This window comes from Arthrobacter sp. TmtSoilC79, from assembly GCF_059739405.1.
Genome location: NZ_AP046051.1, coordinates 4,689,156 through 4,712,773, shown reverse-complemented (window position 1 = coordinate 4,712,773; position 23,618 = coordinate 4,689,156). Strand labels below are relative to the sequence as shown.

23 protein-coding genes and 1 tRNA gene are annotated in these 23,618 nt (G+C 63.4%); 13 read left to right on the top strand and 11 right to left on the bottom strand.

The annotated features are described in order from the left end of the window. Positions 1-3: 3 nt before the first annotated feature. Both AC6JA3_RS21685 and AC6JA3_RS21680 read right to left on the bottom strand, forming a co-directional pair. Positions 4-492 (bottom strand): FHA domain-containing protein FhaB/FipA, encoded by a 489-nt coding sequence (locus AC6JA3_RS21685; protein ID WP_026540986.1) that lies wholly within the window; start codon positions 490-492, stop codon positions 4-6. Then, entirely contained in the window at positions 489-1,238 is a 750-nt protein-coding gene (locus tag AC6JA3_RS21680) for an FHA domain-containing protein (RefSeq protein WP_026540985.1), read from the bottom strand. Before AC6JA3_RS21680 ends, AC6JA3_RS21685 begins: the two co-directional genes overlap by 4 nt. 386 nt (positions 1,239-1,624) lie before the next feature. Here AC6JA3_RS21680 and AC6JA3_RS21675 point away from each other — a divergent pair. Then, positions 1,625-1,707: transfer RNA gene (locus AC6JA3_RS21675), tRNA-Leu, on the top strand. A gap of 130 nt (positions 1,708-1,837) precedes the next feature. Here AC6JA3_RS21675 and AC6JA3_RS21670 read toward each other — a convergent pair. The 3 genes from AC6JA3_RS21670 to AC6JA3_RS21660 form a co-directional block, all read right to left on the bottom strand. Beyond that, a complete protein-coding gene (locus AC6JA3_RS21670; RefSeq protein WP_497920599.1) occupies positions 1,838-2,536 on the bottom strand; it encodes a FadR/GntR family transcriptional regulator in 699 nt (232 codons plus the stop codon). Positions 2,537-2,546: 10 nt separating this feature from the next. Further along, positions 2,547-3,674, bottom strand: coding sequence for an L-talarate/galactarate dehydratase (locus AC6JA3_RS21665; RefSeq protein WP_458108028.1), 1,128 nt, complete (start codon positions 3,672-3,674; stop codon positions 2,547-2,549). Positions 3,675-3,792: 118 nt separating this feature from the next. Beyond that, positions 3,793-4,710 (bottom strand): alpha/beta fold hydrolase, encoded by a 918-nt coding sequence (locus AC6JA3_RS21660; RefSeq protein ID WP_497920598.1) that lies wholly within the window; start codon positions 4,708-4,710, stop codon positions 3,793-3,795. Positions 4,711-4,863: 153 nt separating this feature from the next. Here AC6JA3_RS21660 and AC6JA3_RS21655 point away from each other — a divergent pair, with 153 nt between their 5' ends. Then, positions 4,864-5,427 (top strand): RNA polymerase sigma factor, encoded by a 564-nt coding sequence (locus AC6JA3_RS21655; RefSeq protein WP_026540981.1) that lies wholly within the window; start codon positions 4,864-4,866, stop codon positions 5,425-5,427. Next, positions 5,424-6,263: a hypothetical protein gene (locus AC6JA3_RS21650; RefSeq protein ID WP_497920597.1), complete on the top strand. Its 840-nt coding sequence runs from the start codon at positions 5,424-5,426 to the stop codon at positions 6,261-6,263. The genes AC6JA3_RS21655 and AC6JA3_RS21650 overlap by 4 nt, the downstream gene beginning before the upstream one ends. A gap of 10 nt (positions 6,264-6,273) precedes the next feature. Here AC6JA3_RS21650 and AC6JA3_RS21645 read toward each other — a convergent pair whose 3' ends face one another. After that, entirely contained in the window at positions 6,274-6,987 is a 714-nt protein-coding gene (locus AC6JA3_RS21645; protein ID WP_026547245.1) for a TetR/AcrR family transcriptional regulator, read from the bottom strand. 106 nt (positions 6,988-7,093) lie between these two features. Here AC6JA3_RS21645 and AC6JA3_RS21640 point away from each other — a divergent pair, with 106 nt between their 5' ends. From AC6JA3_RS21640 to AC6JA3_RS21630, 3 genes are all read left to right on the top strand, one after another. Then, entirely contained in the window at positions 7,094-8,473 is a 1,380-nt protein-coding gene (locus AC6JA3_RS21640) for a flavin monoamine oxidase family protein (RefSeq protein ID WP_497920657.1), read from the top strand. A 118-nt stretch (positions 8,474-8,591) separates the two neighbouring features. Beyond that, entirely contained in the window at positions 8,592-9,476 is an 885-nt protein-coding gene (locus AC6JA3_RS21635) for a universal stress protein (RefSeq protein WP_026540977.1), read from the top strand. A 23-nt stretch (positions 9,477-9,499) separates the two neighbouring features. Then, positions 9,500-11,005, top strand: a complete 1,506-nt coding sequence (locus AC6JA3_RS21630; RefSeq protein WP_497920596.1) for an APC family permease — start codon at positions 9,500-9,502, stop codon at positions 11,003-11,005. Positions 11,006-11,070: 65 nt separating this feature from the next. Here AC6JA3_RS21630 and AC6JA3_RS21625 read toward each other — a convergent pair whose 3' ends face one another. Next, on the bottom strand, positions 11,071-11,634 hold the full coding sequence (locus tag AC6JA3_RS21625) for a hypothetical protein (protein ID WP_223944285.1): 564 nt from the start codon (positions 11,632-11,634) through the stop codon (positions 11,071-11,073). A gap of 297 nt (positions 11,635-11,931) precedes the next feature. Between AC6JA3_RS21625 and AC6JA3_RS21620 the strand changes: the two genes are divergently transcribed. Further along, a complete protein-coding gene (locus AC6JA3_RS21620) occupies positions 11,932-12,315 on the top strand; it encodes a VOC family protein (RefSeq protein ID WP_497920595.1) in 384 nt (127 codons plus the stop codon). 50 nt (positions 12,316-12,365) lie between these two features. On the opposite strand, the gene AC6JA3_RS21615 is transcribed toward AC6JA3_RS21620, so the two are convergent. Further along, positions 12,366-12,815, bottom strand: coding sequence for a DUF5997 family protein (locus tag AC6JA3_RS21615; protein WP_026540973.1), 450 nt, complete (start codon positions 12,813-12,815; stop codon positions 12,366-12,368). 33 nt (positions 12,816-12,848) lie between these two features. Between AC6JA3_RS21615 and AC6JA3_RS21610 the strand changes: the two genes are divergently transcribed. Continuing rightward, entirely contained in the window at positions 12,849-13,574 is a 726-nt protein-coding gene (locus AC6JA3_RS21610; RefSeq protein ID WP_026547239.1) for a LysR family substrate-binding domain-containing protein, read from the top strand. Between the two features lie 160 nt (positions 13,575-13,734). Here the strand turns inward: AC6JA3_RS21610 and AC6JA3_RS21605 are convergent, their stop codons facing one another. Further along, positions 13,735-14,433, bottom strand: a complete 699-nt coding sequence (locus AC6JA3_RS21605) for a GntR family transcriptional regulator (RefSeq protein ID WP_026540971.1) — start codon at positions 14,431-14,433, stop codon at positions 13,735-13,737. 109 nt (positions 14,434-14,542) lie between these two features. On the opposite strand from AC6JA3_RS21605, the gene AC6JA3_RS21600 reads away from it, so the two are divergent. Genes AC6JA3_RS21600 through AC6JA3_RS21585 form a run of 4 tightly spaced genes read left to right on the top strand, consistent with a single transcriptional unit; the run spans position 14,543 to position 20,146 of the window. Continuing rightward, the gene (locus tag AC6JA3_RS21600; protein WP_497920594.1) at positions 14,543-15,301 is read left to right on the top strand and encodes a LamB/YcsF family protein; all 759 of its coding nucleotides are present in this window, start codon (positions 14,543-14,545) and stop codon (positions 15,299-15,301) included. Between the two features lie 47 nt (positions 15,302-15,348). Then, entirely contained in the window at positions 15,349-16,698 is a 1,350-nt protein-coding gene (locus AC6JA3_RS21595) for an MFS transporter (protein ID WP_026547236.1), read from the top strand. Positions 16,699-16,704: 6 nt separating this feature from the next. Beyond that, positions 16,705-18,375, top strand: a complete 1,671-nt coding sequence (locus AC6JA3_RS21590) for a 5-oxoprolinase subunit B/C family protein (RefSeq protein ID WP_497920593.1) — start codon at positions 16,705-16,707, stop codon at positions 18,373-18,375. A gap of 7 nt (positions 18,376-18,382) precedes the next feature. Next, positions 18,383-20,146 carry an acetyl/propionyl/methylcrotonyl-CoA carboxylase subunit alpha gene (locus AC6JA3_RS21585; protein WP_497920656.1) on the top strand — a complete coding sequence of 588 codons (1,764 nt, stop codon included), beginning with the start codon at positions 18,383-18,385 and terminating at the stop codon, positions 20,144-20,146. A gap of 76 nt (positions 20,147-20,222) precedes the next feature. Here AC6JA3_RS21585 and AC6JA3_RS21580 read toward each other — a convergent pair whose 3' ends face one another. Next, positions 20,223-21,470: a D-arabinono-1,4-lactone oxidase gene (locus tag AC6JA3_RS21580; RefSeq protein WP_497920592.1), complete on the bottom strand. Its 1,248-nt coding sequence runs from the start codon at positions 21,468-21,470 to the stop codon at positions 20,223-20,225. Positions 21,471-21,598: 128 nt separating this feature from the next. On the opposite strand from AC6JA3_RS21580, the gene AC6JA3_RS21575 reads away from it, so the two are divergent. After that, complete coding sequence (locus AC6JA3_RS21575) at positions 21,599-22,603, top strand: LacI family DNA-binding transcriptional regulator (RefSeq protein WP_223944293.1); 1,005 nt, start codon at positions 21,599-21,601, stop codon at positions 22,601-22,603. A gap of 3 nt (positions 22,604-22,606) precedes the next feature. Here AC6JA3_RS21575 and AC6JA3_RS21570 read toward each other — a convergent pair whose 3' ends face one another. Beyond that, on the bottom strand, positions 22,607-23,602 hold the full coding sequence (locus AC6JA3_RS21570; RefSeq protein ID WP_497920591.1) for a bile acid:sodium symporter family protein: 996 nt from the start codon (positions 23,600-23,602) through the stop codon (positions 22,607-22,609). Between the last annotated feature and the right edge of the window lie 16 nt (positions 23,603-23,618).

The window sequence follows — 23,618 nt, the reverse complement described above, 5'->3', positions numbered from 1 at the left end:
GGACTATGGCCTCAATTCAATGACCGTCTTGCCGATTCTCACGGGGACGCCAAGTTCAACCGGCAATGCGCGGGTGAGCTGTTGATCGGCCAGATAGGTGCCGTTGGTGGAGCCGAGGTCCTCAATGAACCAGCGGCTGCCCTGTGGAAACAGGCGGGCATGTCTTCCCGAAGCGTAGTCATCTTCCAGGACCAGCGTGGCTTCCTGCGCGCGGCCAAGCAGGATGGGACTGGCAGCCAAAGGAACAGTGGTGCCCTTGAGCGGCCCCTCGGTGACCACCAGGGTGCGTGCGTGCTGGATGGCCGGCGGCGGTGAGGCTGCCAGCTCCGGATGTTTGCGCACTTCGCGGGCTGTCGGAACGCCGGTGACGGCTTTCCGGCCGATCTGGAAGTCGCGGCGCATGGTGGACACGATGCTGAAGATCAGGACCCACAGCAGCAGGAGGAATCCGAAGCGAAGCGCTGTGATGGTCAGTTCGCTGACGTCGTTCACGCGTTGCCACCCGGGTTTTGGGGGAGAAGGCGGAAAATAATCTTGGTACGTCCCATCGTGATGGTTGAGCCGTCTGTAAGTTCCACGCTGCCGTTTACCTTGTGCCCGTTGACGTAACTGCCATTGGTGGAGCCAAGGTCAACGGCCCATGTGCTGCCGTTCTGCGTCCGGACCTCAAGGTGCTTTCGGGAGACGCCTGTGTCATCCACCAGGATGTCAGCCTCCGAGGAGCGGCCCAGTACCACCGACTGGGCGTTGAGGGAATAGCGCTGGCCGCCGATGTCCAGGACAGGCTGGAGTCGGGTGGGCTGCCGTGCCGGGGCCGCCGGAACGTTGGCCCGTGGAGCCGGGGCCGCGGGAGCAGCGTCATCGGAGGATTTTTCTGTCCGGGAGTTGATTTCAAAGTGACCGGCGCGTTCTTCGTCATTGCGCCGGAACGAAATCCGGACAGGGCCCTGGAGGGTGTAGCCCTGGCTGCGGACGTGCTGAATGACGACGTCGCACAACTCCTCCGCCAACGGCGTTCCCCATTCCTGGGCCCTGGCGAAATCCTCGTCGCTGAGCAGGACATCAAAAACATTGGGAGCGAGCGTTCGCCCGGCAGCGATGGTGAGGGACTTATTGTCCAACTCGCGCCTTAGCTTGCTCGCAATCTCCACCGGCTCAACACGTGCCCGCGACCCTGTGGAGAAGACGTTGCGAACGGCTTTTTCAATGCCGCGCTCGACTTTGTCCAGCAAACCCATGTCCTTCTCCTTTCCTTGCCGCGGCACCGCTGTGCCTGGTCCGATAGTCCGTGCGTTTGGTCCGCCTGTGCACACAGCGAAGTACGCGCCTGACGGCCCTTCCACTTCCCGATACTACTGGGACTGACTGGGAATGGCCTTAATCCACAACGCCTTACGACCCGGAAAAGTTCGGTTCCGGCCCTTGTTGGTGCGGGAGTCGGGCCATGAAATTTTCGTTGGGTTCACCTGTTGATAGGGGGTCTTTTGGGGGCTCCGACGCATGCAGGAGGGGGGTCGCATCCTCCCGATTGGTGTTTTGCCCGGAATGTCCGTTATGCTTGATCTCGCTGCTTTTGAAGGAAACGAAGCTGGGAAACCCGCTGAAGTCCGGAAAAAGAAGTTGCGCGCGAGTGGCGGAACGGCAGACGCGCTGGCTTCAGGTGCCAGTATCCGAAAGGGTGTGGGGGTTCAAATCCCCCCTCGCGCACGCAATTGAAAGAGCCCCGGTCTTAGGATCGGGGCTCTTTTGTTTTCTCTGCTGTCCCAACTGGGTGACAGATAACGCTCCACTGGAGCAGTTGCTGTTACTTGGTTGGCTGAGGCCTCCCACCAATCCGTCAGCTGCGCGCAGAACCGGTGAACCGGCGTCGTGAGTTGCTCAGGTGCAGGCGCATGGCCGCCGCGGCAGCCACTTGGTCGCCCTCCGCAATTGCTGCGTATATAGAGGAGTGTTCGTGGACCACCTGCGCGAAGCGTTCGGGGGAGTCCTGGTCTTCGCTGGCCACGAGGCGGGGACGTGGCATGGTGATCATGGTCTGGCCTAATGCGGAGATGCAGTCCGTATAGAAGGGATTGCCGGTGGCCGCTGCAACGGCCCGGTGGAACTCGAAGTCCGCCTTCATCGAGTGCGCCGGGTGGCCTGAGCTCGCGGTGAACTGTTCCAGCGCGCCATGAACAGCCTTGAGCTGGTGTTCGCTGTGGTTTTTGGCCGCCAATGCTGCGGCTTCAGTTTCGACGCCGATACGGAAATCGAGCATCTGCAGCCGGTCTTCCATGCTGGAAACGGGCCGGCTTCCTGGTGCTGTTGCCGGACCTTCCGCGGGCGGGGTCAGTGCGAAGCTGCCGCGCCCGCGTTCGGTTTCAACCAGGCCTTCGGCCTGCAAGCGGGTCAGGGCGCTCCGGACGACGGTCCGGCTCACCCCGAACTCGGTGATGAGGGTGTTTTCGCTGGGGAGCTTCTCGCCTGGTTGGATGGCGCCGTCGACGATGCGGTTGCGAAGGTCGGCGGCGAGATCCGCGGTCAGGTTTCGGCTCATGGGTTCAAGATTACGCGCCGAACTCCACCGATTCCGTGGTCCACGCGCGGGCCTGCTCGCTAAGGGTGACACCCAAACCGGGGCGGTCCGGGACGATCATGCGGCCGTTCTTGGTTTCCAGTCGCTCCTCGAACAAGGGGTCAAGCCAGTCGAAGTGCTCCACCCACGGCTCGCGGGGGTAGGCGGCGGCCAAGTGGAGGTGGATTTCCATGGCGAAGTGCGGTGCCAGGCCGAGGCCCCGCTCGTCCGCCAATGCTGCGAGGCGCAGGAACTGGGTGATGCCGCCGACGCGCGGAGCGTCGGGCTGGATGATGTCGCAACTGTTGGCATTGATGAGTCCCTTGTGTTCTGCAACGGACGCGAGCATTTCACCGGTGGCGATCGGGGTGTCCAACACCTGGGCAAGGTGGGCGTGGCCTTCAAAGTCGTAGGCATCCAGTGGTTCTTCGATCCAGATGAGGTTGAATTCCTCCAACTGGCGGCCCATGCGCAGCGCCGTGGCACGGTCCCACTGCTGGTTGGCGTCCACCATGAGCGGGACGTCCCAGCCGATGTGCTCGCGGACTCCGGCCACGCGCCGCAGGTCCTCCTTGGAATCCGGCAGGCCAACCTTGATCTTGATGCCGCCGATGCCCTCGTCGATGGACCGTGTGGCGCGCTCCTTGACCTCGTCCAGCGTTGCGTTGAGGAAGCCGCCGGAGGTGTTGTAGGTCTGCACGGAGTCGCGGTAGGAACCCAGCAGTTTAGCCAGGGGGAGCCCGGCACGCTTGGCCTTGAGGTCGTAGAGCGCGATGTCGATTGCGGCCAACGCCTGCGTTGCCACTCCCGAGCGGCCCACCGAGGCACCGGCCCAGAGGAGCTTGGTGTAGATCTTGCCGATGTCGTTGGGGTCCTCGCCGATGATGCCTTCGGCGACTTCCTTGGCGTGGGCGTACTGGGCGGGGCCGCCTGCACGCTTGGAGTAGCTGAAGCCGATGCCGCTGTGCCCTTGTTCCGTGGTGATCTCGGCAAACAGGAACACCACTTCGGTCATGGGTTTCTGCCGGCCGGTGAAGACCTTGGCATCGCTGATGGGCACGGTGAGGGGCAAACGTGCCGTGGATAGCTTGACGTGGCGAATGAGGTCTACGGTGCTCATGGTTCTCCTAGTGGGTGCGGCGTCCTTGCCTGCCACTTAGGCTACAAGTTGTAGACTTGTATTACAAGAGTTGCCCAGTCCGGCTGGAGTCCTTTCGCTGATGGGCAAACCCTTCAAGTCAGATAGCAGCGAACAGAAGGTCGGCGACAGCGTTGCTGAATGCTTGGGGTGCCTCTTGAGGCACGTTGTGACCTATTCCGGGTAGCCTGCGGACTTCGAAAGGACCGGCGAAATGCTGCCTGTCCCGCGCGGAGTCGTCCGGCCCGAACCCGTCAGCCAGGGCGTCGAACGAAATGGTTGGTACAGGGATAGGCGGTGACTTCGCAAGAAATGCTTCGAGCTCGTTGAATCGATCATCGCCAACCGCGGCACGATGGCGGTGACGGTAGGAATGCACAGCGACATCAACGAAATCGGGGTTGTGCAGGCTGGGCTTGCTGGAGTTGAATGCCTCGTCGGCGTCGGCCCACTCCGGCGACCACAATTGCCAAAGCAGGCGGCACAATTCGTCGCGGTTGGCTTGGAGGCCGGCGCGTCCGCGATCGGTGTTGAAGTACCACTGATACCAGTCCCGATACTCGTCCAGTGGTTCCGCGGGCTTAATCGACGAAGCAATGTCCTGGATGGCGTAGCCCCCGACAGTCACCAGGCCGGCTATGTCCAGGGGACGGACGGCTGCGGCAATGCAGGCAGCGCGGCCGCCCCAGTCATACCCGGCCACCACTGGACGCTGCAATTCAAGGGCATCGATGAGGTCGAGCAGATCTTGTCCGACGGCGGCTTGTTGTCCGGAGCGAGGAGTCGAGGACCTAAGGAAACGGGTCTGGCCGTAGCCCCGCAGGTACGGGGTTATGGAACGGATCCCGCGGTCCGCCAACATGGAGGCAACGACCTCGAAGCTGAGGGCGTCGTAGGGGAAGCCGTGGAGGAGTACCGCGACTGCTCCGTCCGCCGGGCCGTTGTCGTAGTAGGCAACCTCAAGGTCCTCGGTTTTCGCGGTGCGAAGTTCTCCCATGGCCATAGTCAAGTGAATCATTCATCGCCTTCGGAATCACGCCCCAGCGGGCGGCGGAGGCGCGGCAGACGTGGAGGGCAGGGTTCCGGTTCCACGTCATTGGTACGCGGCGATTACTTTCGTTTTTCCGTGCCTTTGCAACACACTTGGCTACGTGGCGGACAGGTACAGGGTATGAGCTACCTTTCGAGAGCCCCGGATCGGGAAGAGGCCTTTCGGTCGTTGTACCAATCCGCCTACCCCGACCTCCTGGGCTTTGTGCAGCGCCGCACGGACGCGGCGAACGCCGAGGACGTAGTGGCGGAGGCATTCCTTATAGTCTGGCGCCGGTTTTCGGAAGCTCCGAAGCACCAGGATGACGCCCGGGCCTGGCTCTTCGGCATCACACGCAATCTCATGCTGAATTCCCGCCGCGGAGAGCAGCGGCGGCAAGCCCTTGGTGTCCGCTTGGCTGAGGCAACAGACACATCCCACGTTGATTCCCATGCTGACCTCGTCAGCAGCCGCGTTGATCTGGGCAGGGCCTGGGCGCTTCTTTCCGAGGTCCATCAAGAGACCCTGGGGCTTGCAGTCTTCGAGAACCTGGCGGCACCCCAGGCAGCCCAGGTGGTGGGTATTTCTCCGGTGGCGTTTCGGCTCCGCCTTACCCGCGCAAGGCGGGCCCTGCGGCTCCTTCTGGACCATGTCCCCCAGGACGAACTGCCCGCAACACTTTCCGAAAAGGCCAGGACACCATGAAAAACAACCGGAACATCGACACACTTCTGCGCTCCATGGACGCAGCCGGGCAGAGTGCAGCTCCCGACCCGCGCCGTTCGCAGAACGATCTGGAACGTATCCTCAGGTCCCATCCGACCTCTACGGGCATGAATCCCGGAGTCGCTGGATACATAACCACGACGCCGCACCTAGGCCGCCGTCGTCGTCGAACCTTCGCTTTGGGTGCCGTTGCTGTTGCCGCGACGGCCGGGTTCCTGGTGGTGCCGGCACTTTCGGGGGGTGACCCTGCCTTCGCAACGTGGACCGCCGCTCCGGGTGGATTGGTCGGTGCCGAGAGGGAGAGCGCGGTCTCCGATTGCGTCCGATCGAGTAAGGGTGTTGGTGATGGCATGTTCGCCGGCGATGTTGACGCGGCGGAAGTTGCCATTGCCGAGAGGCGCGGGGCCTGGACCACGGTTGTCCTCACCGGCCCTGATGGTTTCGAAGCCACCTGCACCACCGACTCCACCGCAGCATGGTTTAAGAAGGGATCCTTCGGCTCAGTGGGAAAGCCCGCCGATGGACGCAAACCCATTTTCCGCGAAATCAAGGCGACGCAACTGGGAACCGGCGTCATTGCAGACAATCCCCTCTCCATGGCTTCGGGCCAGGTTGGCCCCGATATTGCAGCAATGGCCTACACCAGCAGGGCCGGGGAAAAGATCACGGCCACGGTGTCCAAAGGCCAGTTCGCGTTTTGGCTCCCGGGCGGGGAACTGCCGAACTCCTCCGGCCAAAGCGTTCCCGTAGAGGTGACGTATACCGACAACTCGACCGAAATTCGCTACCTCAGCCTCAGCGGTTCAACCCGGTAACCACGGAAAGCTATCCCCGCAAAGCCCCGAATCCGGCAATCAGTGCCTCAAGCCCCAAGCTGAAAGCCACGTCAGTGGGACGCTCATGCCGTTCCAAAGCCAACCGGTCCACTGCGGCCGTGAGGTTGGGGACCTGCCCGGCGAGGCTGCCGGCGTCGAATATGTCCTCCGGCGCGTTGACATCGTAGGCGGCGCCGAACACGAAAGCTTCCAGGGCGACGATCGCCGAGATGATCTTTTCTTCAGGGAATCCGGCATCGCGGAATCCCGCCGTCACGGCCTCGTACATGGCCAGGGTCTTGGGTGCATCGGCCACCGGAAGTACAGCAATGACGGGGATCAGCGGCGTATGCTCCGAGAAAACGTCGCGGTAGGACCAGGCCCAGCGGCGTACAGCTTCATCCCAGGGCTCCACCCCAAAAGCGGAGACGTCAACCATCGCGGCCAAGTGGTCTTCCACCAGAAGCAGTACGTCGTCTTTGGAGGCCACATGGTTGTAGAGGGCGGAGGGTGCAACGCCCAAGGAGCGCGCAAGGGCCGCCATGGTGAGTCCGTTGTAGCCCTTGTTGCTGATCAACTGGAGCGCCGCCGTCGTAATCCCGTCCTGGTCCAGGATGGCCGCAGTGGGTCGTCCGGCGCGTCGGCGCACAGCACCGGCAGGGCTGGAAGTAGCGGGGGTGGGTGCGGGCATCGGGAGCCTTTCTGCTGCCTGTGTCCCAAGCATTATTCCACTGGGTCTTCACAGGGGCTGACTCCGGCGCTACTATGGATGTAAATGAATGCCATTCATTTATTGGTCAGCCACCACGGACGGCCACGGAGAGGACAACATGCAGAATCTTGATCGCGACGTTGTGATCGTCGGCGCCGGACCGTCAGGGTTGACGGCCGCACGCGAATTGAAGAAGGCCGGACTCAGCGTTGCAGTGCTCGAAGCACGCGACCGGGTAGGCGGCCGCACCTGGACCGACACCATCGATGGCGCCATGCTGGAAATCGGCGGCCAGTGGGTCTCCCCGGACCAGACAGCCCTCATGGACTTGCTGGACGAGCTCGGACTGAAAATGTACTCGCGCTACCGCGACGGCGAGTCCGTCTACATCGGCGCAGACGGCAAGCGCACCCAGTACACCGGTGACACCTTCCCGGTGAATGAAACCACCAAAGCCGAGATGGACAAGCTCGTGGCCATCCTGGACGGCCTCGCAGCCGAGATCGGCCCCACCGAACCCTGGGCCCACCCCAAGGCACGCGAGCTGGACACCATCTCCTTCCACCACTGGCTGCGGCAAAACTCCAGCGACGAGGAAGCCTGCAACAACATCGGCCTCTTCATCGCCGGTGGCATGCTCACCAAGCCGGCCCACGCCTTCTCCGCTCTGCAGGCAGTCCTCATGGCTGCCTCGGCCGGATCCTTCAGCCACCTGACGGATGAGGACTTCATCCTGGACAAGCGCGTCATCGGCGGCATGCAGCAGGTTTCCCTCCTGCAGGCAGCAGAGCTGGGCGACGACGTCATCCTCAACAGCCCTGTCCGCACCATCAAGTGGGACCACAACAACAACGTGACCGTCGTGTCCGAGCAGGCAACCGTCAACGCCCGCTTCGTCATCATGGCCGTGCCGCCCAACCTGTACTCCCGCGTCTCTTTCGACCCGCCGCTGCCGCGCCGCCAGCAGCAGATGCACCAGCACCAGTCCCTGGGTTTGGTCATCAAGGTCCACGCTGTGTACGACACTCCGTTCTGGCGTGAAGAAGGACTCTCCGGCACCGGCTTCAGCGCCGACGCACTGGTCCAGGAGGTCTACGACAACACCAACCACGGCGACACCCGCGGCACCTTGGTGGGCTTCGTTTCCGACGAAAAGGCCGACGCCGTGTTCGAGCTCAGCGCCGAAGACCGCAAGAAGGCCATCCTTGAGTCGATCGCCGGCTTCCTCGGCGACAAGGCCCTCACCCCCGAGGTCTACTACGAGTCCGACTGGGGCTCCGAAGAATGGACCCGCGGTGCCTACGCATCCAGCTACGACCTCGGCGGCCTGCACCGCTACGGCAAGGACCAGCACGCGAATGTCGGACCAATCTACTGGTCCTCGTCCGATTTGGCAGCCGAGGGCTACCAGCACGTGGACGGCGCGGTCCGAATGGGCCAGGCAACTGCCGCCCGCATTGTCGAAGCCAACAAACTGAGCGCTGTCCCGGTCGCCTAGGACCAAGCATCAAACCGGCAGGCCGGGAGCACAATGCCCGGCCTGCCGGCTCCACTTTTTAAGCGGCACCGTTGTTGGAATAACCATCCAGTTGAGCACCACCCAGGAAAGGACCACCATGCGCTACGTAGTGGGTTACACCGCCAACGCGAGGGGGCACGACGCCGTTCACCTCGCCGTTGCGCTGGCCCGGAATCACGATGTGAGCCTGGACCTTGTCCTGGTGGTGCCGGAGGATTCCCCATACAACGCCGTCTACCCACCGGAGACCGGCTACAACGACATCCTGACCGAACAGGCGCAGCGTTGGCTGGACGAAGGCCTCGCCCTGGTTCCGGCCGATGTCACCGCCCGCGGACACATCCGCCGCGGTGACTCCGAGGCCCAAACCCTGATCGATGCCGCTGTGGAAATGGATGCCGCGGCTCTGGTCATCGGTGCCACCAACAGCGGCTTGTTCAAGCGCTTCACCATCGGCTCCGTTGCCAGCTCGCTGCTTCACTCATCGCCGGTTCCAGTGGTGCTGGCACCCCAGGGTTACCACCGGACCGATCCCATCACCCGCATGAGTTGCGGATTCGGCACGCGTCCGGGCGCAGACGAGCTCCTGGATGTTGCCGTCGAGTCCGCCCGCGATCGCGGCCTTCCGCTGCGGCTCGTCTCCCTGTTGGCGCTCGACGGCGGTGACTCGCCTGAGTTGGCCGACGCCGCCCGGGAGCATGCCACCGCCCGGCTTGCCGCCGTCGTGGGTTCCGCAGGTTCCCCGGATACGGACGCTTCCAGCGGTGCGCCCGAACCGGAAATCGTCGTTGCCCAAGGCCGCACCATCGAAGAAGCCGTGGACCGGCTCGACTGGGAGGACGGCGAAATCCTGCTCATCGGTTCCAGCCGCCTGGCCCAACAGCGCGCCACGTTCCTCGGCACCACCGCAAACCGGATCCTGCGTGCCCTCCCCGTCCCCATGATCGTGGTTCCCCGCGACTACACGCGCCAAAGCGCCTAGCAATCGCCTGAGAGGCAAAACCCATGTCAACTGCACCAAAGACGGTCCAGTCGAAAGAAACGCCGGCCCTGAGTGAAAAGGGCCTGAAGGCCGGATCGGTGGGCCTCATCGGCGCCGTCGTGATCGGCGTTTCCTGCATCGCGCCCGCCTATACGCTGACCGCGGCCCTGGGGCCAACAGTGTCCGAAGTAGGCGTGCACCTGCCCGCCATCTTCCTGGTGGGCTTCATCCCCATGCTGCTGGTGGCCTTGGGCTACCGCGAACTGAACAACGCCATGCCCGACGCCGGTACCTCCTTCACGTGGGCCACCCGCGCATTCGGTCCGTGGATCGGTTGGATGGGCGGATGGGGGCTGATCGCGGCCACCATCATTGTGCTTTCCAACCTGGCGGCCGTGGCGGTGGACTTCTTCTACCTGATGCTCGCCCAGATCTTCAGCAATCCGGAACTGGCCGATCTCAGCAAGATCCTGCCGCTGAACATCGCCACCACCCTGGTCTTCATTGCCCTGGCATGTTGGATCTCGTACCGGGGCATGGAGACCACCAAAGGCGTCCAGTACGTGCTGGTGGCCTTCCAGCTGTTGGTCCTGGGCTGGTTCGCGGTCTCTGCGTTCGCCCACGTCGCCAACGGCACGGCTTTCGAGGCCACCGCGATTTCGCCGGACTGGTTCAACCCGTTCGCCGTGGACTCCTTCTCCTCCTTTGCCGCAGGTGTGTCTCTCTCGATCTTCATTTACTGGGGCTGGGACGTCACCCTCACCATGAACGAGGAAACGAAGAACCCGGAGAAGACCCCGGGGCGTGCAGCGACCATCACGGTGCTGGTCATTGTGATCATCTACATGACCGTCGCGCTGGCAACCCTGTCCTTCGCCGGCGTTGGCGAGACCGGTTTGGGCGCAGGAAATCCGGAGAACCAGTCCAGCATCTTCGCCGTACTGGCGGGTCCGGTGATGGGCCCGTTCGCGATCCTGATGTCGCTGGCCATCCTGAGCAGCTCCGCAGCATCGCTGCAGTCGACGTTCGTTTCCCCGGCCCGCACCATGCTGGCTATGGGCCACTACCGCGCCATCTCGCCGAAGTTCGGCAAGATCAGCCCCACTTACAAGTCGCCAAGCTTCGCCACGATCGCGGCCGCCATAGCCGCTGCGGCGTTCTATGTGATCACCAGGACAGTGTCCGAGAATGCACTCTGGGACACCATCACGGCCCTCGGCATGATGATCTGCTTCTACTACGGCATCACCGCGCTGGCCTGCGTTTGGTTCTTCCGTGCAGAGGCCTTCCGCGGTGCGCGCTCGTTCTTCTTCAAGTTCCTGGCACCGTTGGTGGGCGGCGTCATCCTGCTGGTCATGTTCGTGAAGACGGCCATCGACTCTTTGGATCCGGAATACGGCTCGGGCTCATCGGTGGGCGGCGTCGGGCTGGTATTCGTCCTGGGTATGGGCGTCATCCTGTTGGGCGTGGTGATCATGCTGGTGATGTACCGGGTGCGGCCCGAGTTCTTCAAGGGCAAGGTTCTGTAGGTTCCTGCCGCCCCGCCGAGACTGCACTTAGCGACAATCCTGATCACTGGGATTGTCGTTAAGTGTCATCTGGGCGAGGGGAGGGCGGGTGCAGGGACGCCGGCGGCCCGCTCGGCTGCGGCCAGCGCTTCGGCAAGACGCTCGACGGCGGCACGGTAGTCAGTCCCGGCTGTCACCTTGCAGTACTCCGCCTCGCGCATGGCCCGCGTCAGCGCCGCTGTTTCGGCAGCCCTCACGTCCGTCATGGCAGGAAAATCGATGGTCCGGGCGGGATCGAGCTCGTATTGGCGCCACTGCTCCAGAATGTTTTCGTGGCGGGCTGCGTCGTCCGGGAAACCAGCACGACGGCGGGGCTCAGCTGCGTGGAGGCGCTCCACTTTGCGGATGCTCAGCAGGGTTCCGGCCGCAGTAGCGACCCCCACAAAAACCATGATGAGCCCGGCGGGAGACCAATGGACGGCAGGGACAATGATGGCGGGCGCTATGACGACGAGCCCCCCGAACAAGTCCCAAAACACGCCGTCCGGCTCCGGGCCGCGGCCGTGGGTCAGTTTCCTGTGCAGGACATACGTGGTTGCTGCGGTTGCAAGAACCAGGGCAACACCCCACAGGAGCATCATGGCGGGCATCGGACCACCTCCAGGCGAATTCGCTGCTTTGAATTCAGTATGCGGCAGTGACTGCGTGGGCGCGAGGGGTGGCTCGGAGTGGCCTGCTATTCAGATAGTCAACTCTCGGTAGACTCTGTGGCAGTGGGCAAGATCCTGCCGCATCGTTAACAAACAAAAGACCCGACGGCAATCGGGTCTTTGTTCAGCGCGATGCGCTCTTTGGTGCGATTCAAGGGCTTACTCCTTGATGCTCACGCCTCTAGAGTATGCCCCTTCGCGGTCAGGTTGTCAGACCCGGGGCGTAGCCTAGGCACCATGAGACTGAAAATGTGCAGCATCCACGTCAAGGACCCCGCCGCCGCCCACGTTTTCTACACGGAGACGCTCGGCTTCGAGACCCTGATGGCCATGCCCGAGTACAACCTGTACATCATCAAGGATCCAGGCGCGGAAGACAGCAGTTCGCCAGGGCTTTTGCTGGAACCCAGTGACAACCCCATCGCCTCGAACTACATGAACGCCCTGCACGAGTCCGGCCTGGCCGCCATCAGCTTCGGCGTGCCGGATGTCAGGGCTGAGTACGAGCGTCTGCTTGCCGCCGGAGTGACGTTCCAAGGCGAACCTTCCGAGGACCCTTTCGGCGTCAGCGCAGTCTTCGACGACGGTTGCGGGAACTTCGTCCAGCTCCACCAGGACTGAGCTTAAACAACTGTGGCCGGGACGCAGGTCCCGGCCACAGTTCGTGAAAGCTACGCGTGGTCGCGCTTGGAGGTCTTCGGAGCATCGCGCTTTGCGGCAGCGTTGTCGCGGGCTTCCTTCGTTGCGGCCTTCTTGGCGGCCTCGTCCTTGACGCGCTGCGCCTCGGACCGGACAGCGGCGTGTGTGGCGCGCTCGGTGACCAGCCACTGCGGCGGAGTCTGCAGCAGCTCGGTGATCTCCGCCGTCGTCAGCGCATCCTCGACGCCGCCGCGTGCGAGGCCGCTGATGGAGACGTTCAGTTTCTGCGCCACCACCGGGCGCGGGTGCGGGCCATTGCGGCGCAGTTCGGCGAGCCACTCCGGCGGGTTGGCCTGGAGTTCAGCGAATTCTTCGCGGGAGATGGACGAATCCTGGAACTCCTGGGGTGTTGCGGGCAGGTAGATGCCGAGTTTCTTGGCAACTGTTGCCGGCTTCATGGACTGGGAGTTCGAGGACGTCATGCTTCAAGGGTATCTGGCCGGTACTGTGAGTGTGTGCCAGACGCTGAAGATTCCGCCGAAACAACCGAACCCCTAGCCGGCCTCCGCTTCGCCTATGTTGCCGGTGTGACTCCTGGGAAATGGATCCGGCGGTGGGAAGAACGGATGCCGAACTTCCCGTTGCACTCTTTCATGTCCGACGACGCCGCCCAGGTTTCGGTTTTGCGTGACGGTTCCGCCGACCTCAGCTTCGTTCGGTTGCCCGTTGAGCGCGAAGGCTTGAACGTCATCCCTTTGTATGAAGAACAGCCCGTGGTTGTGGCTCCCAAGGGGCACGAGATTTCGGTTTTTGAAGAGGTGGCCCTCGACGATCTTTCCGAGGAGAACTTCCTCGACATTGACGAGATGGGCGGGCCGGACATGGCCCTCCAAGTGGTTGCCTCCGGCGCCGGACTGGCAATCCTGCCCATGTCGGTGGCACGGCACCTGAATGCCAAGGACACTGTGATGCGCCGCCTGACAGGCGCCCCCACCACCCAGATTGGCCTGGCATGGCTGATTGGTACTGACAGCCCGGTGATCGAGGAATTCATCGGCATTGTCCGTGGGCGAACCGCACAGAGTTCGCGCCAGCCCTCGGCGCAGCAGGAGAAGCCCAAGAAGGAACCCAAGCCGGATCGCCGCGGTGGAGGCCCCAGGAAGCCTGCGGTCGCGCAGCGCTACGCTCCGAATCCGGACAAGGGCCGGGGCAAAGGTTCACGCAAAAAAGGCAAACGCTGACGCTCCTGCCCGGTTGGATCACTCCGCCGTGACGCTCCTGCCCGGTTGGATCACTCCGCCGTGACGCTCCTGCCCGGTTTGTGGGGAAATTGATGCGTTCCTGCGCCCAAGTAGCGGGAATTTGGCGCATTTGGGGTGACCAACTGGGGAGGAGCGCTGACTACTCGCCGTGGATTGTTGTTTGCTGCTGCTCTGAGCGGTTGAGGTAGGCAAGGAGCAGATCCGCGGCGCGCTCCAGTTCGCCGGCTTCCAGCGCCGAACAGATGTGCTCATTCTCCTTGAGCCAATCGCTGTAGAAGTGGGCGTTCATGGTGGCTTTGTGGAAGTAGAGCCGCATCTCCGCCAGGATCTGGGCCATGATCGTGTCCAGCCGGGTGCTCTCGGCCAGGGCGACGATTGCGCCATGAAAGTGCTGGTTGGCGCTGCCCAGGCCCTCGTTGTCGTTGGCCGCAGCGGCCCGCTTGCCCTCTTCGACGGCGGCCCTGACGGCGGCAATGCGCTCCGGTGAACCCCCCGCCCGGATGGAGCTGACTTCGATGGCGCGGCGAACCGTATAAACATCGTGGATATCGCCTGCTTCAAGGGTTGCCACAAAGACGCCCTTGTTGGGCTGGCGCAGGAGAAGCCGTTCCCCGGCCAGTTCCGCGAAAGCTTCCCGGACCGTGTTCCGGGAGACGCCCAAATCCTCGGCAATGGTGGCTTCGGTCAGTTTGGCGCCAGGAACCAGGAAGCCTTCGGCCAACTGGTAGCGCAGTTCTTCAGCGACCCGCTCTGCCACGGAGGGGACTTTCATGCGGACGCGTGCCCGCGCACCGTCAAAGCCAGCGTGTTCGCTTGGTTCCTGATCTTCACTGGCCATAACTCCAAAATTACACGATTGCCGAAAAATAGGATCGCTGGATTGTTGAACAATCCAGCAGATTGGTGCATGCTGGATGTAACGCACATCACGAGGCAGGGATCACATCATGGCAACCATCGATCTGAACAGCGACGTCGGAGAGTCTTTCGGACGCTGGACGCTCGGCGATGATGCTGCCATGTTCACCTCCGTCTCCAGCGCCAACGTTGCGTGCGGCTTCCACGCCGGCGATCCCAGTGTCATCCGCAGCACCTGCGAAAAGGCGGCCAAGGCCGGCGTCGCTATTGGTGCCCACGTTGGCTACCGGGACCTCGCTGGATTCGGTCGCCGCTTCATGGACATCGATCCTGTTGAACTGGCTGATGACGTGGTCTACCAGCTTGGTGCGCTGCAGGCGCTTGCCGCCACCACTGGTGCCCGCGTCCAGTACGTCAAGCCGCATGGTGGCCTCTACAACGCCATCGTCAAGAACACGGCCCAGGCGCGTGCCGTGGTGGATGCTGTTAAGTCGGTGGACCCCAACCTCCCGATTCTCGGCCTCCCGGGCTCCGAAGTGCTGCGTCTCGCTGAAGAAGCAGGACTTCGTGGCGTTGCTGAGGCTTTTGCGGACCGTGCCTACAACCCGGACGGAACACTCGTGGCACGCTCACAAGCCGGCGCGGTTCTCCATGACCCCGCAGAAGTGGCTGAACACGTGTTGCGCATGGCCACCGAACAATCCGTCAAGACCCGTGACGGTTCCATCCTGAAAATCCGCGCGGAGAGCATCTGCGTGCATGGTGACTCACCCGGAGCCGTGGCAATGGCTACCGCCGTGAAGTCCGCTCTGGGCGAGGCCGGCGTTACCGTCGGCTCGTTCCTCTAACTGCAACAAGACTCTGCATCACATCCCTCATCCCCCCGGAGGAAATCATGACCAGCACCAACAAGGCAGCCAGGGCCGTGACAAGGAAGCCACCGGCCGGCGCCATCAAGGCGTACATCGCCAGCCTCACCGGCACCTCGCTTGAGTACTACGACTTCGCCATCTACTCGGTGGCTTCGGCCCTCGTGTTCCCTAAGATCTTCTTCCCGGGCAACGACGAATTCGTTGCGCTCATCCTGTCCTTCTCCACCTTCGCAGTTGGCTACTTTGCGCGTCCGATCGGTGGCGTCATCTTTGGCCGGCTCGGCGACAAGATCGGCCGCAAATACGTCCTGGTCTTCACCTTGCTGCTGATCGGCGCAGCCACAGTCCTCATCGGAGCCTTGCCCGATTACTCCGTGATTGGCCTGGCGGCCCCGATCATCCTTGTGTTGTTGCGCCTCGCGCAGGGCATCGGAGTCGGCGGCGAGTGGGGTGGCGCCGTACTGCTCTCGAGTGAGTTCGGCGACCCCAACAGGCGCGGCTTCTGGTCGTCGGCGGCGCAGATTGGCCCGCCGGCAGGAAACCTGATGGCCAACGGCGTCCTCGCCATTCTTGCGGCTTCGCTCAGCGACCAGGCCTTCCTCTCCTGGGGCTGGCGTGTGGCATTCCTCTCCTCGGCAGTGCTGGTGGTCTTTGGCTTGCTGATCCGCCTGAAGCTGGAGGAAACCCCAGTGTTCAAGGCCATCCAAGCCCAGGGAGACCGTCCCAAGGCTCCCATCAAAGAAGTCTTCACCACCCAGCCCCGGGCGCTGATTGCTGCCTCGCTATCCCGCATCTGCCCCGACATCCTCTACTCGCTGTTCACTGTGTTCGTGGCCGTCTACGCCACCAAGGAACTGGGAATGACCACGGGCAACGTGCTGTCCGCCATCCTGATCGGCTCGGCCTTCCAGCTCTTCCTGATCCCGCTTGCCGGCGCCCTGACGGACCGCTTCAACCGTCGCTGGGTCTACGGCATCGCTGCCGCTGCAACCGCGGCCTACATCCCGGTATTCTTCCTGATGATTCAAGGAAAGTCCGTTGGAATGCTGATCCTGGGCGCTGTTATCGGCCTGGCGCTCCACGCCTTCATGTACGGTCCGCAGGCTGCCTTCATCACCGAGCAATTCCCGGCAAGGCTTCGTTACGCCGGCAGCTCGCTGGCATACACCCTGGCCGGCGTCATCGGCGGCGGATTCGCCCCGGTGATCTTCACCCTCCTTTACGGAGGAGGAACCGGTGGCTGGTACCTGATTGCCGTTTACATCCTCCTCGCTGCCATTGTCACGATCGTTGGCATGCTCCTCGGCCGCGACCCGAAGCCGGAAGAAGACGTCCGGCTCATGCAGGGGACGCACGCCCAGCCGGCGGCGTAACGAACAATGGGAACCGTGATGCACACAGCCACAGCCAAGAGGGTTCGCTCCGTCAGGCCCGTGGGCACCCGTGCCGTGCTGGCGGAACTGGACGGACTCCCGGACGTCCTTGCCTTGCAGGACATGCTCAACAAGTCCCCGCTGCCGGGACAAGTGGACGTTCTGGCCGCCGCAGAAACTGTCATGGTGGTGGGTGAGTCCGCAGCGGCCACCCGGGCAATCGGCGCACGGTTGCTGGAGCTGGAGCTCATTGCGCCGGACGTGACCGATTCCGGGCTGGTGGTCATCGATACCGTGTACGACGGCGAGGACCTGGCGGATGTCGCGGAGCTCACCGGCCTGAGCGTGGAGGGCGTCATAGCAGCCCATACGGGCCAGATCTGGACTGTTGCCTTTGCAGGCTTCGCGCCGGGGTTCGGCTACATGGTGGGCGAAAATGAGGTCCTCACGGTTCCACGACGCTCTTCCCCCAGGACGGCTGTGCCGGCCGGATCCGTAGCTCTCGGCGGACAGTATTCCGCGGTCTACCCCCGCCGGTCTCCGGGCGGTTGGCAGCTCATTGGACGCACCGGTTCAAGGATGTGGGACCTGGACCGGGCACAACCGGCCCTTGTCCGGCCAGGTGACCGGGTCCAGTACCGGGCCGTCCGCGAGGTCGTCACGGCTGCTGAATCCCCAGCGCGCGAACCCGACAAGGAAGACCATGCTGAGCCCGGCCTGCGGATACTGAACCCAGGCGCGCAGAGCCTTATCCAGGACCTCGGCCGCCGAGGCTACGGTCCCCTCGGTGTCTCGGCTGCGGGCGCCCTGGACAGGGCCTCGTTGCGTCGGGCCAACCGGCTGGTCGGGAACGCCGCTTTAGCTGCGGCCATCGAATCGGTCAACGGCGGGCTGGCAGTGGAAGCTGTTGGCGATCAGGTGATTGCTGTGACCGGTGCGCCGACGACGCTGACCATCGAGTCGCCGTCGTGGGTTGAGGACGAAGAGTCGGACGACGCCGGCGCCCAGCCGGGTGCGACGCGGACCGTTCCCATGGCCGCTCCTTTCGCATTGCTCGACGGCGAAACCCTCACCGTGGGCGCTCCGGAAGCGGGGTTCCGGAACTACATCGCGATCCGTGGCGGTGTGGATGTCCCAAAGGTTCTGGGCAGCCGGTCCGCGGACACCATGAGCGGGATCGGACCCGCCCCACTGACCATCCGGCAGGTCCTTGCTGTGGGTGACGAAACGGCTTCCACAGCGGTGGGAAGCCCCGAACTCCAGCCCGATTTCCCGGACCTCCGCGGAACGGGAGCCACTGTGCTCGACGTCATTCCCGGGCCGCGGGCGGATTGGTTCGACGCCGATGCCCTGGAGTCGCTCTGCAATCAGGAATGGCTGGTGACACCGCAGTCCAACAGGGTGGGCATGCGCCTGGACGGAACGCCGTTGCAGCGCACGCGGGATGGCGAACTGCCCAGTGAAGGAACCATGGCCGGAGCCCTCCAGATCCCACCGGCCGGATTGCCGGTGCTCTTCCTGGCGGACCACCCCATCACGGGTGGATACCCGGTGATTGGCGTGGTGCGTGACGAACACCTTGACCTCGCCGCGCAGGTTCCCATCGGCGGAAGGATCCGCTTCCGCCTTGTCCCGGATTCCCCGGATTTCACCACCAACAAGTCCCCAGAAAAGTGAGTATTTGATGCGCAAGGTCCTGATCGCGAACCGTGGCGAAATAGCAGTCCGCGTCGCCAGAGCCTGCGATGACGCAGGCATACAGTCTGTCGCCGTCTACGCGGACATCGACGCCGATGCCATGCATGCCGGTGCTGCCGACGAAGCCTACAGCTTGGTGGGAAACTCGCCGGCTGAAACGTATTTGAACATAGGGAAACTCCTCGATATCGCAGCGCAGTCCGGTGCGGACGCCGTCCACCCCGGATATGGCTTCCTGTCCGAAAATGCGGACTTCGCGCAGGCGGTACTCGACGCCGGCCTCGAGTGGATCGGCCCCTCACCGGAGTCCATCCGCTTGCTGGGTAACAAGATCACGGCACGGGAGATTGCCGTCCGCGCGGGCGCACCCATGGTTGCCGGCAGCGACGGCCCTGTTTCGTCGGCTGCGGAGGCCCGTGCTTTCGCTGAGCAGCACGGACTTCCCCTCGCCATCAAAGCCGCATTTGGCGGCGGTGGCCGCGGGCTGAAGGTGGTCCGGGAGCTCGGCGAAGTTGAGGAAGCGTTCGATTCCGCAGTCCGTGAAGCTGTTGCCGCCTTTGGCCGCGGCGAGTGCTTCGTGGAGCAGTACCTCGACCGGCCGCGGCACGTGGAAGCACAGATCATCGCAGACAAACTCGGGAACGTCGTTGTAGTGGGCACCCGCGATTGCTCGTTGCAGCGGCGCCACCAGAAGCTGGTGGAGGAGGCTCCCGCCCCGTTCCTCAGTGACGTGCAGCGGCAGCAAATCTACCAAGGTGCCAAGGCAATTGTCCGCGAAGCCGGCTATTACGGTGCCGGAACGGTGGAGTTCCTTGTCTCGGCCGACGGCGCCGTGGCCTTCCTTGAGGTGAACACACGGCTCCAGGTTGAGCACCCCATCACGGAGGAAACCGCAGGTATCGACCTGGTGCAGGAACAGTTCCGCATCGCCGCCGGCCTGCCGCTGAGCGTCCTGGAAGATCCTGTGGCGCGGGGCCACTCCTTCGAGTTCCGCATCAATGCCGAGGACGTCGGCCGCGGATTCCTTCCCTCACCAGGCACCGTCGCCCTCTTCGAGGCACCTACCGGTCCGGGCATCCGCCTGGACACCGGAGTCCGTTCCGGATCATTCGTGGCGCCCCAGTTCGACTCACTGCTGGCCAAGCTGATCGTGACGGGCGCTGACCGCCAACAGGCACTCCGCCGTGCACGCCGGGCACTGGCCGAAATCAACATCACCGGCCTGGCGACCGTCTTGCCGTTCCACCGTGCAGTCCTGGAGTCCGAGGACTTCACCTCCGTTGCCGGAATGCGGGTCCACACCCGCTGGATAGAGACGGACTTCGCAGACCAGATCCCGGTGGACCCGGAGTTCAAAGTGGTGGCCCCGGAGGGTGAGCGCAGAACCATCACCGTGGACATTGACGGAAAACGCCTCGCGGTGGGGCTCCCGGCTGACCTCCTGGATGGTTGGGCCCGCTCCGGGCAGCGTGTTCCGGCCTTTTCACCATCGACCGATACGCCGGGTTCTGTCATCGGCACAGGTGACTCCCCGGCCGAATCAGCACTCGTCTCCAGCATGGCCGGAACAGTAGTGAAGTGGCTCGTCGAACCCGGCGAAGAGGTATCCGCCGGTGACCCTTTGGTGGTGCTGGAGGCCATGAAGATGGAAACCCAGGTCCCCGCCCACCGCACAGGAACGCTCTCGGAAGTCGTGTCCGCGCCAGGAGGCGTGGTCACTGCCGGCGCCGTGTTGGCGCACATCTCCTAAACCCGCCAACCACGTTGACAACCCTTTCCCGTTGCAGCCAGCGAGGGGAACAGAGGGTTGGCAACGTGGTTGGGGGCTAGGACTTAACGGCTACGCCCAGCACGCTGTCCAGGAGCTCGTTGCGGAACTTCCCCGAGGGATCGTGGGCCTGCACCAGAGCCCGGAAGTCTTCAAACCGCGGGTACAGTGCGGCAAAATCGTACTGGCCGGGCGTGAACAGCTTGCCCCAGTGCGGCCGGGCACCGAACGGGCGCAGGGCTTCCTCGAGCTCGGGCAGCACTGCTTCCACCTCTTGCTGCACGGGTTTCCACGTGAAGTGCAGCGCTACGCTTTGCCGCTGGTAGAAGGGGCTGAGCCAGAATTCATCAGCCGCAATGGTCCGGACTTCCGAGATGAACAGGAGCGGGGCCAGTTTGTGGGCGAGGGCCCGGACGGCCTGCAGGGCAGCCGGTGCCTGGTCGAGTGGCAAAAGGAATTCGCTCTGAAGTTCTTCTCCGTTGCTCGGAGTGAACTCGTGGCGGAAGTGCGGCAAGCGGTCGAGCCACTTCCCAGCCACGTCCAGCTGTTCCGTGCAGTTTTCGGCCGACATGTCCGGCAAAGGGTGCAGGGCCGTCGTCGCAGCCGTTGCCCCGAACAAATCAGGCAGGGGAGCTTCGGAGTCCAGCGCCTTGAGCCAAACCTGGGGGATGGTGTCGCCGGTGTAGTTCGTGAAGAAGCTGACGCTGTACGCGCTCGAAGCAATGGCCTGGAAGTTCGCCAAAGCGCCATCCCAGGACAGCCCGGTAAGCACGCGCTGCCGGACCTCAAAGCTCGGCCGGACTGCCAGTTCCAGTCCCGTGACAATGCCCAGGGCTCCCACGCCCACAACACTGGCGAGGAATTCGTGGTCGTCCGCGGTCAGGGTCACCAGCTCGCCGGAGGCGCGCACCAGGTCAATACTGACGACGGCGGCAGCCAAGGAGGGGTTGTTGACTCCACTGCCGTGCGTGCCGGTTTGGATGGCACCCGCAACGGAGATGTGGGGGAGCGAGGCCAGGTTGTGGATGGCGTAGCCCTGTTCCTCGAGCGCGCGGCCCAGGGCGCCGTAACTGATGCCACCGCTGACTTTCACCGTGCCCTTGGCGGTGTCCAAAACGACCTCCTGCGGAAGGGCATCGAGGAGGAGGTGGGTGCCTTCGGTATCGGCAACGGTGTTGAAGGAGTGCCGGGAACCAAGGGCCTTGATCTGCGTTGCCTTGGCTACCAGCCCGCACAGCTGCTCCACGGATGTGGGCCGCTGGACGTCCGCAGACGAGTACTCAAGATTTCCTGCCCAGTTCTTCATCGAAAGATCTCCCGCTCGTATTTGTAGGCTCCCGCAATTGTTAACGTTCTCAACTAATTGCGTCAAGGGGAGTCCACGCCGGTTGCGGCTAGAGTTCAAGAGATTGGCCGTCTACCAGGAGTCACAACGTGAGCAAGGGATCCAAGCCCACCATCCGGGACGTAGCGATGGCGGCGGATGTATCGCTGACAACAGTTTCCTACGTTCTCTCCGGCCGTCACGGCGGCACCACCCGGATCAGCCAGCCCACGCAGGACAGGGTTCTGGCCGCGGTCAAAGAACTCGGGTATGTGCCCAACCAAGCTGCCCGCGGGATGCGTCGCGGCAAGACGGATGTGGTGGCGGTGGCCATTGGAAACCTGGACTGGCCGTGGGACCGGGCCCTCGCAACAGCCGCAGCCCGGATTCTCCCCGGGCACGGTTACCAGCCGGTCATCCTCCTGGGCGACGACTGGAGGAAGTTCATGATGTCCGGCGGCGCCGACGGCGTCATCATCGGCTACTTCCCGGAAGCGCGCTCCGAGGATGAAACAGTGACCGAATTGGCCCGCCGCGGGGTTGCGCAAGTGGTGATCTCCGGAACCATGAAGCCCGCCGGGTTCGATGTCCTGGCTCCCGAATCCGACGAAGGGCTGGCGGAGTGCATGGAATATCTCACTGCAAACCACAGTCAGATCGCCTGCATCCGCAGGGCCGCTCCGGATGGCCGGCCCAAAAGCCGGTTCAATGCTTACGCAGCCGGACTGAAGAAAGCAGGCATACCCCTGGATGAGTCCTTGGTCAGGACATCGCAGCATCAGCCGGCCACCGCGTACCAGTCGGCTTTGCAGCTGCTCCAACTTCCGGACCGGCCCACGGCCATCTTCTGCACGGACGACATGGAGGCTTTGCAAGCCATTCGCGCCGCCTACCGCCTCGGCCTACGGGTCCCGGAGGACGTCCAAATCGTGGGAGTGGGAAACTCTACCGAAGGCCAGGAATATGATCCGGCGCTGACCACCGTGGGTCCGGAGCCGATGTTCGAGCAAGTAGTCAGGATGCTGCTTGACCGCTTGGCGGGCACCACCCCGGCGGAGGGCATCCGGGTGGCATCGCCGTGGAAGCTGCACCACCGCGGCACCACGCAGTCTTAGGAGCTAGTCCTTCAGGGGCCGGCGTGCCAGCCAGGCTGCCACGATCGCCCCCGAGATGTTGTGCCAGAGCGAGAACACTGCGGATGGCAGGGCAGCCAGGGGACTGAAGTGTGCGGTGGCCAGGGTCGCGGCCAAGCCGGAGTTCTGCATGCCAACCTCAAAGGCGAGGGCCCGGCGTGCCTTGTCATCCAGCCTGCCCAGCTTGCCCGCCAAGTACCCAAGGCCCAGGCCGAATCCGTTGTGGAGGACTACTGCGAGGAAAACGATCCCGCCGGCAGCCACGATCTTGCTGGCACTGCCCGCCACGACGATCGCCACGATCAGTGAAATCACGACGGCGGAGGCCCAAGGAAGTGCCGGAAGGACCTTCGCGACGAGCTTCGAAAGGAACAGCCGGGCCAACAGTCCGGCGATCACGGGCAGCAAGACGGTCTTCACGATGTCCATCACCATGGCCCCGGCGTCAATGTGCAGGAAGGAGCCTGCCAGGAAAAGCGTCAGTGTGGGCGTTACGATCGGTGCGATCAAGGTGGAAACCGAGGCAACGGCCACGGACAGCGCCACATCGCCCTTGGCCAGGAATGCCATGACGTTGGACGCAGTGCCGGACGGGGCGCAGCCGACGAGGATCAGGCCGACGGCCAGTTCCGGCGGCAACTGCAGGAGCACTGCAATGAGCCAGCCGGCACCGGGCATGATGACGTAGTGGGCAATAATACCCAGCGCCACAGCCCACGGGCGCCGGGCCACCGAGGCGAAGTCGGGCGGAGTCAGCGTGAGGCCCATGCAGAACATGATGACGCCCAGCAGGTAGGGAACCGCGACGCCCATCGGTTTGAAGAGGTCCGGAAGCAGGAAGCCAAGCACGCCTGCAACCACTACCAAAATGGGGAATACGGTAACGGCAATGCGTGCAATCCGGGCTTCCGCAGCAAGCGCGGGGTTGGCAGGGGTAGCGGCTTCTTCGGTTTTCGACGGGGAATTGGTTGCCTCAAGCATTCATCCATGCTCACAT

Bases quoted from the DNA above. Each gene is read 5' to 3' on its own strand.
- AC6JA3_RS21680 (WP_026540985.1), bottom strand. From the start codon at position 1,238: ATGGGTTTGCTGGACAAAGTCGAGCGCGGCATTGAAAAAGCCGTTCGC.
- AC6JA3_RS21670 (WP_497920599.1), bottom strand. From the start codon at position 2,536: ATGAGCCGAAACCTGACCGCGGATCTCGCCGCCGACCTTCGCAACCGC.
- AC6JA3_RS21665 (WP_458108028.1), bottom strand. From the start codon at position 3,674: ATGAGCACCGTAGACCTCATTCGCCACGTCAAGCTATCCACGGCACGT.
- AC6JA3_RS21660 (WP_497920598.1), bottom strand. From the start codon at position 4,710: ATGATTCACTTGACTATGGCCATGGGAGAACTTCGCACCGCGAAAACC.
- AC6JA3_RS21655 (WP_026540981.1), top strand. From the start codon at position 4,864: ATGAGCTACCTTTCGAGAGCCCCGGATCGGGAAGAGGCCTTTCGGTCG.
- AC6JA3_RS21650 (WP_497920597.1), top strand. From the start codon at position 5,424: ATGAAAAACAACCGGAACATCGACACACTTCTGCGCTCCATGGACGCA.
- AC6JA3_RS21645 (WP_026547245.1), bottom strand. From the start codon at position 6,987: ATGCTTGGGACACAGGCAGCAGAAAGGCTCCCGATGCCCGCACCCACC.
- AC6JA3_RS21640 (WP_497920657.1), top strand. From the start codon at position 7,094: ATGCAGAATCTTGATCGCGACGTTGTGATCGTCGGCGCCGGACCGTCA.
- AC6JA3_RS21635 (WP_026540977.1), top strand. From the start codon at position 8,592: ATGCGCTACGTAGTGGGTTACACCGCCAACGCGAGGGGGCACGACGCC.
- AC6JA3_RS21630 (WP_497920596.1), top strand. From the start codon at position 9,500: ATGTCAACTGCACCAAAGACGGTCCAGTCGAAAGAAACGCCGGCCCTG.
- AC6JA3_RS21625 (WP_223944285.1), bottom strand. From the start codon at position 11,634: ATGCCCGCCATGATGCTCCTGTGGGGTGTTGCCCTGGTTCTTGCAACC.
- AC6JA3_RS21620 (WP_497920595.1), top strand. From the start codon at position 11,932: ATGAGACTGAAAATGTGCAGCATCCACGTCAAGGACCCCGCCGCCGCC.
- AC6JA3_RS21615 (WP_026540973.1), bottom strand. From the start codon at position 12,815: ATGACGTCCTCGAACTCCCAGTCCATGAAGCCGGCAACAGTTGCCAAG.
- AC6JA3_RS21605 (WP_026540971.1), bottom strand. From the start codon at position 14,433: ATGGCCAGTGAAGATCAGGAACCAAGCGAACACGCTGGCTTTGACGGT.
- AC6JA3_RS21600 (WP_497920594.1), top strand. From the start codon at position 14,543: ATGGCAACCATCGATCTGAACAGCGACGTCGGAGAGTCTTTCGGACGC.
- AC6JA3_RS21595 (WP_026547236.1), top strand. From the start codon at position 15,349: ATGACCAGCACCAACAAGGCAGCCAGGGCCGTGACAAGGAAGCCACCG.
- AC6JA3_RS21590 (WP_497920593.1), top strand. From the start codon at position 16,705: ATGGGAACCGTGATGCACACAGCCACAGCCAAGAGGGTTCGCTCCGTC.
- AC6JA3_RS21585 (WP_497920656.1), top strand. From the start codon at position 18,383: ATGCGCAAGGTCCTGATCGCGAACCGTGGCGAAATAGCAGTCCGCGTC.
- AC6JA3_RS21580 (WP_497920592.1), bottom strand. From the start codon at position 21,470: ATGAAGAACTGGGCAGGAAATCTTGAGTACTCGTCTGCGGACGTCCAG.
- AC6JA3_RS21570 (WP_497920591.1), bottom strand. From the start codon at position 23,602: ATGCTTGAGGCAACCAATTCCCCGTCGAAAACCGAAGAAGCCGCTACC.